The organism is Nocardioides flavus (ex Wang et al. 2016), assembly GCF_014653115.1.
GTDB classification, from domain to species: Bacteria; Actinomycetota; Actinomycetes; order Propionibacteriales; family Nocardioidaceae; genus Nocardioides; species Nocardioides flavus.
On record NZ_BNAD01000014.1, the window covers coordinates 57,686 to 73,613 of the forward strand.

A 15,928-nucleotide genomic window follows, 5' to 3' on the forward strand; every position below is an offset into this window, starting at 1 on the left:
CTACTCGCGGGTAGTCACCCCTCGCTGGAGTGGCCGGGGAAGACGTGGGCGCTCGGGTCGAGGACGACGGCGGCGTTGTTGACCGCAGTCGCGGCCTCGCCGAAGCCCACCGCGATCAGCCGCACCTTGCCGGGGTAGTCGGTGATGTCGCCCGCTGCGAACACGCGCCGCAGGTTGGTCCGCATCGCGGAGTCGACCACGACGTGGCGCTTCTGCGTCTCGAGGCCCCACTGCTGGATCGCGCCGAGGTCGGCGATGAAGCCGAGCGCGGCGACGAGCGCCTGGGCCTTGCGCACCTGCGGCTCCTGGCCGTCGACGGTGACCTCCACCTCCTCGAGGTGGGCCTCGCCGCGCAGCTCGGTCACCTGGGCGTTGGTGATGATCTCGACGCTGGAGGCCTGGACCGCGGCCACGGTGCCCTCGTGGGCGCGGAAGGCGTCGCGTCGGTGCACCAGCGTCACCGACGCGGCGATCGGCTCGAGGTGCTGGGCCCAGTCGAAGGCGCTGTCCCCTCCCCCGACGACGACCACGTCCTTGCCGGCGTACGGGGCGAAGCTCGGCACGAAGAACTCCATGCCCCGGCCCACCCAGCCCTCGCCGGCCGGCAACGGGCGGGGGCTGAACTTCCCGATCCCCGAGGTGATCAGGACCGCCCCGGCCGTGACGCGGGTGCCGTCGTCGAGGGTGACCACGACCTCGTCCTCGCCGTGCTCGAGCGTGGTGGCGGTGCGGTCGAGGAGGTACGTCGGGTGGGCCGTCGCGGCCTGGGCGACGAGCCCCTCGACGAGGTCGCGACCCTTGACGCTGGGGAAGCCGGCGACGTCGAGGATCGCCTTCTCCGGGTACATCGCGGTGATCTGCCCGCCGAGCTCGGGCAGCGAGTCGACCACCGCGACGTTCATGCCGCGGAAGCCGGCGTAGTAGGCGGCGAACAGGCCCGTCGGCCCGGCTCCGATGATCAGCAGGTCGGTCGTCACGTCGTCCACGTCGCGGATCCTTCCGGTCGGGCGAGCCGCCCACAAGGGGCCGGGCCGCTCAGGCGTCACAATGCGTCGAGCTCGCTGACCCTCCACTCGCCGTCCATGCGCTCCAGCGAGACCAGCACGCGGTCGAGGTCGAGACGTGGCGCCGCCAGGTCGTCGCCGGACGTGCGCTGGTTGACGAAGACGAGGACCCGCGCGTGGTCCGACGAGGCGGTGACCAGGGCCGTGTCGACGACCTCGGCGGTCACCACCGTGCGGTCCCGGCGGCTCGTGGTGGCGACGCCGGCCATCGTGCGGTCGTAGCGAGCCTGCATGGCCGGGGTCATCAGCGCCCGGGCCGCCGCCTTGTCGTCGGCGAGCGTGCGCCACGAGAAGCCGTACGCCGCAGTGGCGCCCTCGGCCGCGCGCTCGCGCACGGCGGTCTTCACCGCCGCCGAGACCACGGACGCGCTGGCGGAGTCGGCGCTGCTGACGTCGCCTGCGGGCACGGGTGCGCCGTCGCGGACGACCCAGACCAAGGCCAACGCGGCTGCGCACACCAGCACCGCCAGCCCTGCGACCCACCGCCTGCTCGCCATCACGCTCCGTTCACCGCACGAACTGGAGGTTGTCGGTGAGCCACCGGCCGTCCTCGCGGACGAGGTCGAGCCGCAGGCGGTAGTAGCGGACCTGTCCCTCGGCACCCGTGCCCCTGTTGGTGACCGTGCTGTTGGCCGCGACGAGGACCGTGGCGGAGTCGGCGTCCTGGTCGCCCACGCCGAGCGCGACGACCTCCGGCACCGAGGTCGCCTCGGTCCGCACGGCCTCGCGGACCAACGTCTCGCGCTGCGCCTCGTACTGCTCGGCGAAGTCCCCGGTCGCACCGGCGAGGACCGCGTCGACCAGCGGGTCCATGTCCTCGTGGTCGACGGTGAGGAACGCGAGCGCCTCCGCGCGGGCGGCCGCCGCGACGTCACGCTGCGCGGCCGTCAGGTCGGCGTCCACGGTGTCGCGGGACGTGACGACCAGACCGATCGCGACCAGGAGGCCGACGAGCACGACGACCAGTGCCCCGGCCAGCCAGCTCCTCGCTCGTACGCCCACCGGGCGAACCTAGCCCAGCGAGCGCCGCCGCGCCGCTCATCCGCGCCGGTCGTCGGCGTCCCTAGACTCCGTCCTCGTGACCCGATCGATCCACCACCTGACCGCGCACCCGTCCGCGATGCTGCTCGGCGCCCAGCTGCTGCAGGTGCTCGCGTGGCCCTTCCTCGGCGGCTCGCGGCTGGGCGGTGCGTTCCTCGGCGTCATCGGGATGCTCGCCGTGGGCTCAGCGGTCCTCGCGGTCCGACGCACTCCCCACGTGAGCCGCGTGGTGTTCTTCCTCGGCGCTCCCACGATCGTCTTCACGCTGCTCGAGGCGATCTTCGCCGACATCGACCCGATCGTCCTCGTGTCCGGCCTGCTGCACGCGCCGTTCTACTTCTACGTCTCCTACGCGATGCTGCGGTACCTGTTCCACGACGACGTCGTCACCACCGACGAGTACTACGCGACCGGGGCCGCCTTCACCGTGGTGGCGTGGGGCTTCGCCCACCTGTACGCCGCCCTGCAGGTGGTGTGGCCGCGGTCCTTCACCAACGCCGGCGGGTTCGACCACTCGTGGTTCGAGCTGCTCTACCTGTCGTTCTCGACCCTCACCAGCGTCGGCCTGTCCGACATCGTGGCGGTCGGCCCGCAGGCGCGGTCGGTGGTGATGATCGAGATGATGGTCGGCGTCTTCTACGTCGCGATGGTCGTGTCCCGGATGGTCGGCCTCACGATGATGCGCCACCGGCGCTGACGCGGTCCCGGCCAGCCACCCGCCGGGGCGTCACTCCTCGTCGTCCTCGTCGTCGAGGAGACCTTCCTGCTCGGCCTCGCGGACGATGCGGCGTACGTTGTCGATGCTGCCGCAGTCGGCGTCGAGCTGCTTGTTGCGCTCGGTCGCGAACGCCACGCCCAGCTCGGCGCGCACCTGCTCGCCCACCTCGTCCCTCGCCGGGTTGAGGATCGTCAGCTCCTCCTCGGTGAGGTGGTGGTTGAGCGCGGTCGCGAGCTCCTCGACGGCGTCGTCGAAGGCCTGGGTGTCGGTGCCCTTGAGCTCGAGCACCTTGAGCATCGCCTCGTGGCCCTCGGCGTGCTCCTCCTCGCCGTGCTCGGCCTCGTGCTCGGTGATCGCGTCCTTGCGGCGCAGCTTGGGGTAGACGTGCTTCTCCTCGGCCTCGGCGTGGGCCACGTGGAGGGCGGAGAGGGCCTTGCGCACGGCGTCGCGGTCCGACGAGCTGTCCCGCAGCTGGCGCATCAGGGCCTCGAACCGACGGTGGTCCTCCAGGATCAGGTCGATGACGTCGCCGGAGACCGGCCTTCCGAGGTCGATGGGGGTGCTCATGCCGTGAACCTAGCGAGCGCCCCCGACCGGGACCAGTGCTCTCCTCCGGACGGGTGTGCCGTGCCTATGCTGGCGACGTGGCGGAGATCGAGGTGTGGCGGCAGTTCGACCACGACCCGCGGAGCCCGGCGAACGCGTCGCTGCGGGCCTCCGACCGCGACCGCGCCGTGATCGAGACCGTCCTGGCCGACGCCTTCGCGGAGGGACGCATCACGCGGACCGAGTACGACGAGCGCACCGGCGCCGCTCTCTCCAGCCGCACCCTGGGTGAGCTGGTCCCCCTCGTCGAGGACCTCCCCGTCGCCTGTGCTCCGCGATCCGGCACCGGCGACCTCCACGAGCAGGCCGTCCGGAAGTGGGAGGCCGACCGGCGCGAGGCACTGCTCGGCCTGATCGGCCTCTCCGCCCTGCTCTGGACCATCTGGGCGGCAACCACGTGGGGCGGGTTCCCCTGGCCGCTCTTCCCGATGGGCTTCGCGCTGATGAACCTCGCGCGCATCGTCGTCAACAAGCGCGACATCGTCGAGGAGCACACCCGGCGGCTGGAGAAGAAGCAGCAGAAGGAGCAGGAAAGACAGCTCAGGCGGCGCCCGGACGAGTTCTAGTCGAGGCGCTCACGTCGTCGCCGGCGCGCTCGCTCTCACTTCGTCGCTTCCATCATCTGGCGGAGCTCCTTCTTGAGCTCGTTGACCTCGTCGCGCAGGCGGGCCGCGACCTCGAACTGCAGCTCGGCCGCCGCCGTCTTCATCTGGTCGGTGAGCTCCTGGATCAGCTCGGCCAGGTCGCTGCTCGGGATGCCGGCGGTGTCGGGGGCCTCCTGGTGGATCCTCGACAGCGCGGGGGTCGGGGACTTGCCGGCCTTGACCCCGCCCGCACGACCCTTCTGCCCCACGTCGGCCCAGGTCTTGAGCAGCTCCTGGGTGGTCTCGTCCTCCCGGGCGAGCATCTCGGTGATGTCGGCGATCTTCTTGCGCAGCGGCTGCGGGTCGATCCCGCGCTCGGTGTTGTAGGCGACCTGGATCGCGCGGCGACGGTTGGTCTCCTCGATCGCGTTCTCCATCGACGGCGTGATCTTGTCGGCGTACATGTGGACCTGGCCGGACACGTTGCGCGCGGCGCGGCCGATCGTCTGGATGAGCGACTTGTCGGAGCGCAGGAAGCCCTCCTTGTCGGCGTCGAGGATCGAGACGAGCGACACCTCGGGCAGGTCGAGGCCCTCACGGAGCAGGTTGATGCCGACGAGCACGTCGTACTCGCCGAGGCGCAGGTCGCGCAGCAGCTCGATGCGCTTGAGCGTGTCGACCTCGGAGTGCAGGTAGCGGGTGCGGATGCCGGCGTCGAGGAGGTAGTCGGTGAGGTCCTCGGACATCTTCTTGGTCAGCGTGGTGACCAGGACCCGCTCACCCTTGTCGGCGCGCTCGCGGATCTCGTGGATGAGGTCGTCGATCTGGCCCTTGGTCGGCTTGACGACGACCTCGGGGTCGACCAGCCCGGTCGGCCGGATGATCTGCTGGACGGTGTTGTCGACGCCGCCGACGCGATCGAGCTCGTAGTTGCCCGGCGTGGCGGAGAGGTAGATCGTCTGCCCGATGCGGTCGACGAACTCCTCCCACCGCAGAGGCCGGTTGTCCATCGCGCTGGGCAGGCGGAAGCCGTGGTCGACGAGGTTGCGCTTGCGCGACATGTCGCCCTCGTACATGCCGCCGATCTGCGGCACGGCGACGTGGGACTCGTCGATGACGAGGACGAAGTCCTCAGGAAAGTAGTCGAGGAGCGTGTTGGGGGCGCTGCCGCGGCTGCGGCCGTCCATGTGCATCGAGTAGTTCTCGATGCCCGAGCACGAGCCGACCTGGCGCATCATCTCGATGTCGTAGGTGGTGCGCATGCGCAAGCGCTGCGCCTCGAGCAGCTTGCCCTGCTTCTCGAAGGTGGCGAGCTGGTCCTCGAGCTCGAGCTCGATGCCCTGGATCGCCCGCTCCATCCGCTCCGGGCCGGCGACGTAGTGGGTGGCGGGGAAGACGTGCAGCTCGGTGTCGTCGGAGACGACCTCGCCGGTGATCGGGTGCAGCGTCATCAGCCGCTCGACCTCGTCGCCGAAGAACTCCACCCGGATCGCGAGCTCCTCGTAGACCGGGAAGATCTCGAGGGTGTCGCCGCGGACCCGGAACGTGCCTCGGGTGAAGGACATGTCGTTGCGGGTGTACTGGATCTCGACGAGCCGGCGCAGCACGGAGTCGCGGTCGTGCTCCTCGCCGACCTTGAGCCGCAGCATCCGGTCGACGTACTCCTGCGGGGTGCCGAGGCCGTAGATGCACGACACCGTCGAGACCACGATGGTGTCGCGGCGGGTGAGCAGGCTGTTGGTCGCGCTGTGGCGCAGCCGCTCGACCTCCTCGTTGATGGAGGAGTCCTTCTCGATGTAGGTGTCGGTCTGGGGGACGTAGGCCTCGGGCTGGTAGTAGTCGTAGTAGGAGACGAAGTACTCCACCGCGTTGTCGGGGAACAGCTGGCGCAGCTCGTTGGCGAACTGGGCGGCGAGGGTCTTGTTGGGCTGGAGGACGAGCACCGGCCGCTGCAGCTGCTCGGCCACCCAGGCCACCGTGGCGGTCTTGCCGGTGCCGGTGGCGCCGAGGAGCACGACGTCCTGGACGCCGCCCTCGATCCGCTCGACGATCTCCTTGATCGCGGCCGGCTGGTCGCCCGACGGCTCGTAGTCGGAGACCACCTTGAAGGGGGCCACCCGGCGCTGGAGATCGGTCACTGGACGCATGGGTCGAGCGTACGGGCCGCCACCGACAGCCGGCCCCCGGCGGTCAGCGCACGCGGTCGAGGGTGACCACCCGCACCCCGCCGGCCAGGTCGACCTGGTCGACGTGCTCGAAGCGGGCGTGGGCGAACGGCCCCTCGAAGAGACGCTTGCCGTCACCGATGACGGAGGGGTTGACCTTCAGGACGAGCCGGTCGATCTCGGGGAGGAGGGCGTGCGCGAGCGTCCCGCCGCCGACGAGCCAGACGTCGAGGCCGGGCTCGGCCTTGAGCTCGCGTACCCGCGCGACCGGGTCGCCGGCGACGAGCTCGACGGGCAGGTCGCCGCGGTCGGCGAGGGTGCGCGAGACGACCAGGTGGCGCAGGTGCGGATAGGCGTCGGTCAGGCCCGCCGAGAGCCCGATGTCGTACGACCCCCTCCCCTCCACCACGGTGTCGAAGTGCAGCCCCGGACCCGAGAGGCCCGTCGCGTCGCGGGCGGGCGGGCGACGAGGTAGACGAGGAGGCGCATCCGCCTCGTCGTGCCAGCCGGGTCGCACAGCACGATCGCTGGGCCGCGTGGCTAGATTGAGCGCGTGACCGTCGCCCGCACGCTGACCGCCCTGCGGCGCGCCCTGCTCGCGCTCGTCGGGCTGCAGTTCGGCGTGGCGGTCGCGCTGTCGCTCGTCGACTCCTACCGCCGTCGCGGCAAGAAGCCGAAGCCGTTCCCGATCAGTGGCCCCGACACCGTCCCGGTCGGCGACGGCGAGATCACGACCTACACCTTCGGGCGCGACCTCTACGACGACATGCTCGCGGCGATCGACGGCGCGAAGAAGCAGATCCTCTTCGAGACCTACATCTGGAAGGGCGACGACATCGGGTGGAAGTTCAAGACCGCCCTGACGTCCGCCGCCGCGCGCGGGGTCGACGTGCACTGCGTCTACGACGGCTTCGCCAACATGGTCGTCTCCCCCGCCTTCAAGCGCTTCCACCCCTCCTTGAAGGTGCTGCGCTACCCGGTGTGGACCGCCGGCTTCCGGGTGTGGGACCTGCGCCGCTACGGCCGCAACCACCGCAAGATGCTCGTCGTCGACGAGGAGGTCGCCTTCCTCGGCGGCTACAACATCGGCTCGGCCTACGCCACCGAGTGGCGCGACACGCACGTACGGATCACGGGTCCCGGGGTGTGGGACCTCAAGCGGGCGTTCGCCGACTTCTGGAACCTCAACCGCCACCACCGGCTGCGCCGCAACGAGCGGCCCCTGCTGATCGAGACCGCGTCGGAGTGGGACCCGCAGATCCGGGTCCACAAGAACGTCCCGCGGCAGTGGAACTTCCCGATCCGCAGCATGTACCTCGAGGCGATCAACCGGGCGAGCCGCAACATCTGGCTCACGACGGCCTACTTCCTGCCCGACCAGGACCTCGTCGACGCGCTCGCCGACGCCGCTCGCCGCGGGGTGGACGTACGGATCCTGCTGCCGCTGAAGTCGAACCACATCGTCGCCGACTGGATCTCGCGCGGCTACTACGGCCAGCTGCTCCGGGCAGGTGCGCGGATCCTCCGCTTCCGCGACGCGATGGTGCACGCCAAGACCGCGACCATCGACGGCAGCTGGTCGACGGTCGGCACGGCCAACATCGACCGGCTGAGCCTGCAGGGCAACTACGAGGTCAACCTCGAGGTCATCGACGCGGCGTTCGCCGAGGTGATGGAGGAGGTGTTCCGTGTCGACGAGTCCAACTGCCTCGAGCTGACCCTCGACGAGTGGGAGGCGCGCGACCTCAACCGGAAGTTCACCGAGACCTTCCTCGCTCCGCTGCGTCCGCTGCTCTGAGCGCGAGGATCCACGCCGACACCACGGCGATCCACGCCAGGACCACGGCGTAGGCCACTGCCTGCCACGACGACCGGTCGAGCGCGTCGCCGTACCTCCCCAGCGCCACCGCCTGGAGGACCACGAACGCGCAGCCGGTGGCGCCGAGCGGCCGGACGTCGCCCGCGTCGTCGATGGTGCAGGCGTGACCCGCCGCCCAGCCGAGCCCGACCAGCCAGGCGCCGACGGCGCGGGCGGTCAGCGGGGTCAGCGGCCACGACCAGCCCGCCGCGGCAGACGTCGGGACGACCAGGAGGGCGAGGCCCGACATCAGCAACACCGCCGCGAGCCCCGCCAGCAGCCCGCGCAGCGCGGCCGGCAGCCGCCGTACGACCCGCGTGCCCGCTGCGACGGGAGCCGGCGCGCGCGACTGGGCGAGCAGGCCGAGGACCATCAGCACCGGCACCCCGGCGTAGATCGCGAGCCACCCCCACGTGACCACCCGCGCCGAGACCGGGTGCTCGGCACCGAGGTGGAACCCGTCGAGGTGCACCAGGGTCACCACGAGCGTGAGCACGGTGAACACGAGCACCGCCCAGACCGTGAGCCGCGCCCGGCCCCAACCGGCGGCGCGGGCGCCGGCGAGCTCGAGGACGACGGCGGACCAGTAGGCGGCACCCAGGAAGACCGCGGTCATGGGCACGTCGATCGTCCACGCGAACCAGTCGGAGGTCCGGGTGGGGAACACCGTCAGCTGCAGGCCTGCGAGGAACACGAGGACCGCGGCGAGCAGCAGCACCAGGCGGACCGGGCGCGTGACCGGGGTCATGGGGTGGCAGGTCACGGGGTCGGGACGGGATGGTTCGCGAGGTAGCCGTGGAGCAGCGCGATCACGGTGGCGCCGTCGCCAACCGCGGTCGCGACACGTTTGATCGACCCCGAACGCACGTCGCCCACAGCGAACACGCCGGCCATGCTGGTCTCCAGCGGCAGCCGGCCGTCCTGCCCGGTGAGGATGAAGCCGGCCTGGTCCCGGGCGATCTCGGCGGGCAGCCACGACGTGCGCGGCACCGAGCCGATGAGCACGAACAGCCCGCCGGCCGGCACCTGCTCGCGCGAGCGCCCACGCGGGTTGCCGAGGGTGAGCCCGGCCAGGCAGCCGTCCTCCTCGCGACCGCCCAGCACGGCCGTGCGGTAGCGGATCGTGACGTTGCGGGTGGCCTCGAGCTGGGCGATCAGGTAGTCCGACATGCTCGCCGCGAGCGACGGCCCCCGCACCAGCAGCGTCACCTTCCGGGCGTAGCGGGCCAGGTGCAGCGCCGCCTGCCCGGCCGAGTTGCCGCCGCCCACGACGTACACCTCGGTGCCTGCCATCGACGGCGCCTCGGACACCGCTGCGCCGTAGAAGACGCCGCGCCCCACGAGCGACTCCAGCACGGGGACGTCGAGGCGGCGGTAGTCGACGCCCGTGGCGATGACGACGCTGCGGGCGCGCATGAGGCTCCCGTCGGAGAGCTCGACCGTACGCAGGTCGCCGTCGGTGCCGAGACCTTGCACCTGCCGGAGGAAGGAGTACTCGGTGCCGAAGGACCACGCCTGCTGGAACGACCGCCAGGCCAGCTTCTCGCCGCTGATCCCGCGGGAGAAGCCGGGGTAGTTGCGGATCAGCGACGACGTGCCGGCCTGCCCACCGACCGCCGACTGCTCGACCACCATCGTGGACAGGCCCTCCGAGGAGGCGTAGACGGCCGCGGACAGCCCGCTCGGACCGGCGCCGACCACGACGACGTCGTAGACGCGGTCCGCGGACGGCGGCCGCGTCAGGCCGAAGGCGTCGGCGATCTCGAGGTCGCTCGGCGCGACCAGGGTGGTCGGGGGCGTCGTGAACGCCAGCTGCAGGACCGGGAGGTCCGGGTCGTGCAGCCCGAGCCCTGCGAGCAGCCGGTTGGCCGACTCCGTGCCCACCTGGTGGAAGCCGACGGGGATGTGGTTGCGGCCGAACTGGTCGCGCAGCGCGTGGGTGCGCTCGTCGCGCTGCTCGCCGATCATGCGGACCGCCTCGAACCCGATGCCCTGGGCGAGGTGCCAGTCGTCGAGGGTGTCGGTGACGGCGCCGTGGAACTCCTCGTCGCGCCGTCGCTCCGGGCGGAGCAGGACCAGCTCGGCGTGGCCGTGGGCGACGGCTCCGAACACGTCCGCGGTGCTCGCGAAGTCGCCCCAGATCCCCACGACGGCGCGCTTGGCCGAGGGGTGCGAGGAGTGGACGCGGCGCAGGAAGTCAAGACCGTGCCGGTCCCCGGGGCCGTAGCAGGCGATCACGAGCGCCACCTGGCGTCCCCACCGCCGCAGGCCCTCGAGCACCGCCCGCGCGTGGCCGTGGTCGGCACACACGACGACCTCGTAGTCACCTCCGTACCTGCGCCGCAGCTCCGACCCCACGACGTCGCGCGACGCCTCGTCGGTGGTGGCCAGCAGCAGGACGGGATCGGCGTCGCCCATGACGGCCTCCCTCGGGTCCTCCCGTACGGATCGACGCTACTCCCGCGTCGCGTCGGGCGGCGACACCATGTGTGGGGGTCTGGACCGCCGCCGACCGGGACCGCTCAGCGCGTCGGCAGGTGCGTCGGGATGCTCATCCGGGGCCCGCGGCGCGGGCGGGTGCGGCCGCCGGCGATCGCCATCGTCGCCGCCCTCCCCCGGTGCGGCCGGTAGGGCTCCAGCAGCTCGCCCATCTCCTCGTCGGTGATGTCGTGGCCGACCAGCGCCCAGCCGACCCAGTTGGCGAGGTGGTAGTCGCCGAAGCTGACCGCGTCGGCGTCGCCGAGCGCCCGCTGGCGGACCTCCGCGCTCGTCCACACCCCGATCCCCCTCACCGAGCGGAGCCGCCGGTCGGCCTCGTCGACCGCCACGTCGGCGATCCGCTCCAGCGACGCCGCGAGCCGGCAGGCCGTCACCACCGTGCGCGACTGGGCCGGCTGCACGCCGAGGCGCAGCCACTCCCACGACGGGATCGCGGCGATCGCCTCGAGCGTCGGCTGGAGCATCAGCCGCAGCGACGCCACGGGCCCGGGCGCGGGCTCGCCGTGACGGCGCACGAGCTCGCGGAACGAGCCGAAGGCCTGCTTGCCGGTCACCTTCTGCTCGAGGATCGACGGCACCAGCGACTCCATCACCAGGCCGGTGCGGCCGATGCGCCAGTGCTGGTGGGCGCGCCAGCCCTCGGCGACCTCGGGGTGGTGGTGCGGCTCGAATCCCGTCGGGTCGTCCTCGGCACCGAGCAGCGCCGGCATCGCCTCGAGCGCCCACTCGGCCCCCGGCCCCCACGCCCGTCCGACCACCTCGCCGGCCGAGGGTCGCGGCTGCACGCACAGCGACGCCGGCCCCGCGGGCGTACGCATGGCTCGCCACACGCGGCCGTCGTCGAGGTGCCGCTGGGTCGGGTCACCCGCGCCTCGCCGCTGCGGACGCAGCACCTGGGCAGGCGCGCACGGCCAGTCGGGCACCCAGGTGCGGGTGCGCTCGGCGGTCGTGGGGGGCATGGGGCGACGGTAGACGAGACCACCGACTACGTTGCACCCATGTCAGAAGGAACGGGCGGGACACCGAACAAGCGCGACCTCGAGGACGGCATCCAGAAGGACTTCTCGAGGTCCATGTCCTACGGCGACTACCTGCGCCTCAACGTGCTGCTGTCGGCCCAGCAGCCGCTGTCCGACCCGCCCCAGCACGACGAGCTGCTCTTCATCGTCCAGCACCAGACCAGCGAGCTGTGGCTCAAGCTGATGGTCCACGAGCTGCGGTCGGCCCGCGCGCTGCTGCGCACCGACGACCTCTCCCCCGCGCTGAAGCGGATGGCGCGGATCAAGCACATCCAGCACACCCTGACCGACCAGTGGTCCGTGCTCGCGACGCTGACGCCCAGCGAGTACGCCGAGATCCGCCCGTTCCTGGCTACCAGCTCGGGCTTCCAGTCCGCGCAGTACCGCGAGGTCGAGTTCCTCCTGGGCAACAAGAACGCCGACATGGTCGACGTCTTCTCCCACGACGAGGTCGCCCGCACCGCGCTCACCGAGCTGCTCCACGAGCCGTCGCTCTACGACGAGTTCCTCGCCCACCTCTCGCGGCAGGGCTACGACGTCCCGCAGCGCCTGCTCGACCGCGACTGGTCGCAGCCGCACACCACCGATCCCGACCTGGTGGCCCTGTTCGCGACCGTCTACGCCGCGCCCGCCGAGCACTGGGGCGTGTACGAGACCTGCGAGGAGCTCGTCGACATCGAGGACGCATTCCAGCAGTGGCGCTTCCGTCACCTGCAGGTCGTGCAGCGCGTCATCGGCCACAAGGTCGGCACCGGCGGGTCGTCCGGGGTCGACTTCCTGCGTCGCGCGCTGAGCCTGACGTTCTTCCCGGAGCTCTACGAGGTGCGCACGCTCATCGGGCAGTGAGCCAGGGTCGGGTCAGAGCAGGCGGCCGCAGGTCGGCCACGGCGAGCGGCCGCGCTGCTTGTAGAGCAGCTTGGCGCGGTAGGTCTGCTCGCCGGCCGACGCGGCGGTCGGCAGGCCGGAGCCACCGACGCTGCGCCACGTGCCGAGGTCGAACTGGTAGAGCCCGTAGTAGCCGGCCGGGTTGACCGCGCGCGGGTTGCCGCCCGACTCGCAGTTGGCCAGCGCGCCCCAGTTGAGGCCGTCGGCACCTGCGACGGAGTAGGGCTTGCGGCCCACCAGCACCCGGCGCGGGCGCGGCTCCCGGACCAGCTTGCGCTTGACCACGCGGTACTTCACGGGCTCGCCGTTGTGCAGCGTCTTGACGGCGACGACCTTCCGAACGCCGGGTCGGCCGGTGCGCACGACCTTGCGCTTGCCGGGCTTCAGCTCGGTCGTGGGGACCTCGACGACGCCGCGGCGGACCTTGGTGCGCTTCGTCTTGCGCTCCTTGACCACCTCGGTGAGGCGTACGACGTCGCCCTGGCGCAGGCGCTTGCCCTTGCCGGAGACCTCGCGGCCGTCACGGACGACGTCGACGAGGTCGTTGCCGTCCACGTCGACGCCCTGCTCCTCGAGGAGCTGCCCAGGCCAGGTCTGCGGGACGGTGGCGACGTCGACCGGCGGCTGGTCGGCCACCTTCACACGTACGGCGACGGCCTCGCGGTAATCCTCGGCGGCGGCGCTGCCGGGCACGAGGGTCAGGGTGAGTGCGACCGCGGCGAGGCCGGCGGACAGGGAACGGACGGGCGTGGTTGACACGTGCTTCGAACCTCACGGTTGGGGACGACGGGCCGCGGCGCACCTCGCGATGGGAGGCGGCCCCGCTCGAGGCGGGGACAGGGCCTGCGGCACCTCCACCAGAACACGTTCACGCGACCATGTCGAATCCGGGTCGGCCCGGATCGACGGCACGGCCCCGCATACGGTGGCCCCATGGACGTTCGACGGGTGGTCGTGGCCGCTGAGCGCGCGTGGGACGGTGCGCGTCTGCGCCGGTCCCGTTCCCGCCGCCCGGAGCACTTCCGGATCGAGGCCTACATCGGTCACGGCGGCACGGGCGGAGTGGTCGTGCGCGGGCGCGTGCTCGACAACCCCCTCGCCTCCGAGGCCGAGGACGGCGAGGGAGTCGGCGCGGCCGTGCGGCGCAGCCTGGGGCACTTCATGACCAACGACCTGCCCGGCGTCCCGCTGACGGTCACGGTCGGCGGTGTGAGCGTCGAGGCCGTCACGGACACCGACGGCTACTTCCTCGTACGGGTGCCCACGTCGCCCGGCGACCTGCAGAGCCCGTGGACCCGCGGGACCGTCGAGCTGAGGGAGTCCTACCGCGGCGTGGCCGGTCCGCACACGACGCCGGTCGAGGTGCGGGTGCCGTCGGCACAGGCGCGGTTCGGCGTGGTCTCCGACGTCGACGACACCATCCTGCAGACGGGCGTGCAGCGGATCGGCAAGATGGTCCTGCAGACCCTCACCGGCTCCTCGCTCACCCGCACGCCGTTCCCGGGGGCGGTGGAGCTCTACCGCGACCTCGCGGCGGGCACCAACCCGGTCTTCTACGTCTCCTCGAGCCCGTGGAACCTGCACGACTTCCTCGTGGGCTTCCTGCGCCACCGCGGGTTCCCGCTGGGGCCCGTGCTGCTGCGCGACCTCCTCGGCACGTGGGCGGGTCGCGAGCAGAAGCACGACCGCATCCGCGAGGTGCTCGAGCTCCACCCGGACCTGTCCTTCGTCCTCCTCGGCGACTCCGGCGAGCACGACCCGCAGATCTACGCCGACATCGTGCGCGAGCACCCCGGCCGGATCCTCGCCGTCTACATCCGGGAGGTACGTCTCGACCCCGGCGACGGCCGCGTCGAGCAGGTGTCCGACGCCTGGGGTCCGGACGTGCCGTTCGTGCTGGCCGCCGACTCCGACGCCGTACGGCTGCACGCGCAGGGGCTGGGCCTGCTCTGACCCGGAGCCCTCGCCCCCTCACGCCTGCGCGTACCGGCCGAACGGCCGAGGCAGAGGGAGTCCCATCGGCCAGGCAAGCCCGACCTCCGGGCCGAGGTGCTCGCCTCCTGGCCCGACGATCGTTGGCTCCATGACGAGAATCCCGCAACCCACCACCCCGCTGGACGAGCAGCCGATCCCGATCAGGGTCAAGCTCGCCGCGGCATGGACGAGCTTCGTGTTCCTCTACGCCTACGTGGACATCCTCAACTTCTTCACCCCCGGAGTCGTCCAGGACGTCCTCGACGGCAGGGTCTTCGAGTTCGACCTCTCCCAGACCTTCTCGACCTCCGCACTGACCCTCGTGGCCGTCCCGATCTCCATGGTCGTGCTGTCGGTGGTGCTCCCTGCGAGGGCGAACCGTCTCACGAACCTCGTCGTGGCCTCGCTCTACGTGCCCGTCACGGCGTTCAACATCGTGGGCGAGGACTGGCTGTACTTCTACGGCCTGGCCATCGTGCTGGAGCTCGCTCTTCTCGCCCTCGTCGTGCGGTACGCCTGGACCTGGCCGCGCAACGCGACCTCGACGACCGCGCCGGACGGTGCCCGGGTCCGGGCCTGACTCCAACCGGAGGCAGCGCAAGGAGCCGGCCGTCGGTCCCCCGTGCTCTGCTGGGCACATGCATCAGGTCGTCGTGGGCGCACTGGTACGCGACGGGCGGGTCCTGCTCGTGCACCGAAGGCCGGACAAGCGTGCGAATCCAGGCGTCTGGGACCTGCCCGGCGGCGTCATGGAGCCGGGCGACGCGACGAACTCGTGGCGGCGATGCAGCAAGGCCCCGTTTGAGTCCGCCGCCTTGACCTGGTGCGTGATTCCTGTGATACTCGAACACATGTTCGCATCAACAGGTTCGAGTGGAAGAGGTGAGGCCACGCGGACTCAAACGGCTGTTGCAACGAGCCTCTTGTTGAGGGCCTGGCCGGGAGTCTGCCATTCGAGGGTCTTGCGGGGCCGGGTGTTCAGCTGCAGGGCAACCCGATCGCACTCGGCCATCGTGAGGCGACGTAGGTCGGCGCCCTTGGGCCAGTACTGACGCAGCAGACCGTTGGTGTTCTCGTTGGTGCCGCGCTGCCACGGTGACTGGGGGTCGCAGAAGTAGATCGGAATCCCGGACTCGATGGTGAACCGGGCGTGCTGGGCCATCTCGCTGCCGCGATCCCAGGTGATTGACTTGCGCAGCTCCAGCGGCAGGGTCGCGATCATCTCGTTGAGCGTCCACCGAGCCTGGTCGGCGCGGTGCTGGCCCGGCAGCGGTGCGAGGAGCACGAACCTTGAGGATCGTTCGACCAGCGTGAGCACCGCCCCTTTCCCGGTGCCGCCGAGCAGCAGGTCCCCCTCCCAGTGACCGGGCACCGCCCGGTCCTCGGCTTCGGCCGGCCGTGCGGAGATACGAATGTCATCGGTGATCCCGAGCGTGACCCGCTTCGCCCCACCGGTCTGGGCTTTGCGACGCTGCCGCCGGGTGCGCAGGTGCGCGGTCAGCTCGCGCTTGAGCT

At 71.3% G+C, this 15,928-nt stretch carries 17 protein-coding genes and 1 pseudogene; 7 read left to right on the forward strand and 11 right to left on the reverse strand.

Annotation, left to right across the window (positions count from 1 at the left end):
* Window positions 1-14: 14 nt before the first annotated feature.
* The 3 genes from IE200_RS17500 to IE200_RS17510 are packed head-to-tail and all read right to left on the reverse strand — an operon-like array spanning window position 15 to window position 2,066.
* Window positions 15-986 (reverse strand): NAD(P)/FAD-dependent oxidoreductase, encoded by a 972-nt coding sequence (locus tag IE200_RS17500; protein ID WP_229856736.1) that lies wholly within the window; start codon window positions 984-986, stop codon window positions 15-17.
* Between the two features lie 56 nt (window positions 987-1,042).
* Window positions 1,043-1,561, reverse strand: coding sequence for a hypothetical protein (locus IE200_RS17505; protein WP_191280771.1), 519 nt, complete (start codon window positions 1,559-1,561; stop codon window positions 1,043-1,045).
* A gap of 10 nt (window positions 1,562-1,571) precedes the next feature.
* Window positions 1,572-2,066 carry a hypothetical protein gene (locus tag IE200_RS17510; RefSeq protein WP_191280772.1) on the reverse strand — a complete coding sequence of 165 codons (495 nt, stop codon included), beginning with the start codon at window positions 2,064-2,066 and terminating at the stop codon, window positions 1,572-1,574.
* A 76-nt stretch (window positions 2,067-2,142) separates the two neighbouring features.
* On the opposite strand from IE200_RS17510, the gene IE200_RS17515 reads away from it, so the two are divergent.
* Window positions 2,143-2,802: a potassium channel family protein gene (locus IE200_RS17515; protein WP_229856737.1), complete on the forward strand. Its 660-nt coding sequence runs from the start codon at window positions 2,143-2,145 to the stop codon at window positions 2,800-2,802.
* A gap of 30 nt (window positions 2,803-2,832) precedes the next feature.
* On the opposite strand, the gene IE200_RS17520 is transcribed toward IE200_RS17515, so the two are convergent.
* Entirely contained in the window at window positions 2,833-3,390 is a 558-nt protein-coding gene (locus IE200_RS17520) for a hemerythrin domain-containing protein (protein WP_191280773.1), read from the reverse strand.
* 77 nt (window positions 3,391-3,467) lie between these two features.
* Here IE200_RS17520 and IE200_RS17525 point away from each other — a divergent pair, with 77 nt between their 5' ends.
* Window positions 3,468-3,995 (forward strand): DUF1707 SHOCT-like domain-containing protein, encoded by a 528-nt coding sequence (locus tag IE200_RS17525; RefSeq protein ID WP_191280774.1) that lies wholly within the window; start codon window positions 3,468-3,470, stop codon window positions 3,993-3,995.
* Between the two features lie 35 nt (window positions 3,996-4,030).
* On the opposite strand, the gene uvrB is transcribed toward IE200_RS17525, so the two are convergent.
* Both uvrB and IE200_RS17535 read right to left on the reverse strand, forming a co-directional pair.
* On the reverse strand, window positions 4,031-6,160 hold the full coding sequence (gene uvrB, locus IE200_RS17530; RefSeq protein WP_191280775.1) for an excinuclease ABC subunit UvrB: 2,130 nt from the start codon (window positions 6,158-6,160) through the stop codon (window positions 4,031-4,033).
* Between the two features lie 43 nt (window positions 6,161-6,203).
* Window positions 6,204-6,587, reverse strand: a complete 384-nt coding sequence (locus tag IE200_RS17535) for a dihydrofolate reductase family protein (RefSeq protein ID WP_229856738.1) — start codon at window positions 6,585-6,587, stop codon at window positions 6,204-6,206.
* Between the two features lie 144 nt (window positions 6,588-6,731).
* On the opposite strand from IE200_RS17535, the gene IE200_RS17540 reads away from it, so the two are divergent.
* The gene (locus IE200_RS17540) at window positions 6,732-7,976 is read left to right on the forward strand and encodes a phospholipase D-like domain-containing protein (protein WP_308433022.1); all 1,245 of its coding nucleotides are present in this window, start codon (window positions 6,732-6,734) and stop codon (window positions 7,974-7,976) included.
* Here IE200_RS17540 and IE200_RS17545 read toward each other — a convergent pair.
* The 3 genes from IE200_RS17545 to IE200_RS17555 form a co-directional block, all read right to left on the reverse strand.
* On the reverse strand, window positions 7,936-8,784 hold the full coding sequence (locus IE200_RS17545) for a hypothetical protein (RefSeq protein WP_191280777.1): 849 nt from the start codon (window positions 8,782-8,784) through the stop codon (window positions 7,936-7,938). The genes IE200_RS17540 and IE200_RS17545 overlap by 41 nt on opposite strands.
* An 11-nt stretch (window positions 8,785-8,795) precedes the next feature.
* Window positions 8,796-10,454 (reverse strand): FAD-dependent oxidoreductase, encoded by a 1,659-nt coding sequence (locus IE200_RS17550; RefSeq protein WP_191280778.1) that lies wholly within the window; start codon window positions 10,452-10,454, stop codon window positions 8,796-8,798.
* Window positions 10,455-10,558: 104 nt separating this feature from the next.
* The gene (locus tag IE200_RS17555) at window positions 10,559-11,494 is read right to left on the reverse strand and encodes a DNA-3-methyladenine glycosylase family protein (protein WP_191280779.1); all 936 of its coding nucleotides are present in this window, start codon (window positions 11,492-11,494) and stop codon (window positions 10,559-10,561) included.
* A 39-nt stretch (window positions 11,495-11,533) separates the two neighbouring features.
* Here IE200_RS17555 and IE200_RS17560 point away from each other — a divergent pair, with 39 nt between their 5' ends.
* Window positions 11,534-12,400, forward strand: a complete 867-nt coding sequence (locus IE200_RS17560; protein ID WP_191280780.1) for a tryptophan 2,3-dioxygenase — start codon at window positions 11,534-11,536, stop codon at window positions 12,398-12,400.
* Window positions 12,401-12,412: 12 nt separating this feature from the next.
* Here IE200_RS17560 and IE200_RS17565 read toward each other — a convergent pair whose 3' ends face one another.
* Window positions 12,413-13,198 carry a resuscitation-promoting factor gene (locus IE200_RS17565; RefSeq protein ID WP_229856739.1) on the reverse strand — a complete coding sequence of 262 codons (786 nt, stop codon included), beginning with the start codon at window positions 13,196-13,198 and terminating at the stop codon, window positions 12,413-12,415.
* 174 nt (window positions 13,199-13,372) lie between these two features.
* Here IE200_RS17565 and IE200_RS17570 point away from each other — a divergent pair, with 174 nt between their 5' ends.
* From IE200_RS17570 to IE200_RS21070, 3 genes and pseudogenes are all read left to right on the forward strand, one after another.
* Window positions 13,373-14,392, forward strand: coding sequence for an App1 family protein (locus tag IE200_RS17570; RefSeq protein ID WP_191280781.1), 1,020 nt, complete (start codon window positions 13,373-13,375; stop codon window positions 14,390-14,392).
* A 130-nt stretch (window positions 14,393-14,522) separates the two neighbouring features.
* Window positions 14,523-14,993: a DUF6326 family protein gene (locus tag IE200_RS17575; protein WP_191280782.1), complete on the forward strand. Its 471-nt coding sequence runs from the start codon at window positions 14,523-14,525 to the stop codon at window positions 14,991-14,993.
* Between the two features lie 58 nt (window positions 14,994-15,051).
* Window positions 15,052-15,165, forward strand: a pseudogene (locus IE200_RS21070) (NUDIX domain-containing protein); the annotation flags it as partial.
* Window positions 15,166-15,311: 146 nt separating this feature from the next.
* Here the strand turns inward: IE200_RS21070 and IE200_RS20880 are convergent.
* Window positions 15,312-15,928: IS30 family transposase (locus IE200_RS20880; RefSeq protein WP_229856740.1), on the reverse strand; the 617-nt coding region annotated here is incomplete at its 5' end.

Bases quoted from the DNA above. Each gene is read 5' to 3' on its own strand.
- IE200_RS17505 (WP_191280771.1), bottom strand. From the start codon at position 1,561: ATGGCGAGCAGGCGGTGGGTCGCAGGGCTGGCGGTGCTGGTGTGCGCA.
- IE200_RS17520 (WP_191280773.1), bottom strand. From the start codon at position 3,390: ATGAGCACCCCCATCGACCTCGGAAGGCCGGTCTCCGGCGACGTCATC.
- uvrB (WP_191280775.1), bottom strand. From the start codon at position 6,160: ATGCGTCCAGTGACCGATCTCCAGCGCCGGGTGGCCCCCTTCAAGGTG.
- IE200_RS17545 (WP_191280777.1), bottom strand. From the start codon at position 8,784: ATGACCCCGGTCACGCGCCCGGTCCGCCTGGTGCTGCTGCTCGCCGCG.
- IE200_RS17550 (WP_191280778.1), bottom strand. From the start codon at position 10,454: ATGGGCGACGCCGATCCCGTCCTGCTGCTGGCCACCACCGACGAGGCG.
- IE200_RS17555 (WP_191280779.1), bottom strand. From the start codon at position 11,494: ATGCCCCCCACGACCGCCGAGCGCACCCGCACCTGGGTGCCCGACTGG.
- IE200_RS17560 (WP_191280780.1), top strand. From the start codon at position 11,534: ATGTCAGAAGGAACGGGCGGGACACCGAACAAGCGCGACCTCGAGGAC.
- IE200_RS17570 (WP_191280781.1), top strand. From the start codon at position 13,373: ATGGACGTTCGACGGGTGGTCGTGGCCGCTGAGCGCGCGTGGGACGGT.
- IE200_RS17575 (WP_191280782.1), top strand. From the start codon at position 14,523: ATGACGAGAATCCCGCAACCCACCACCCCGCTGGACGAGCAGCCGATC.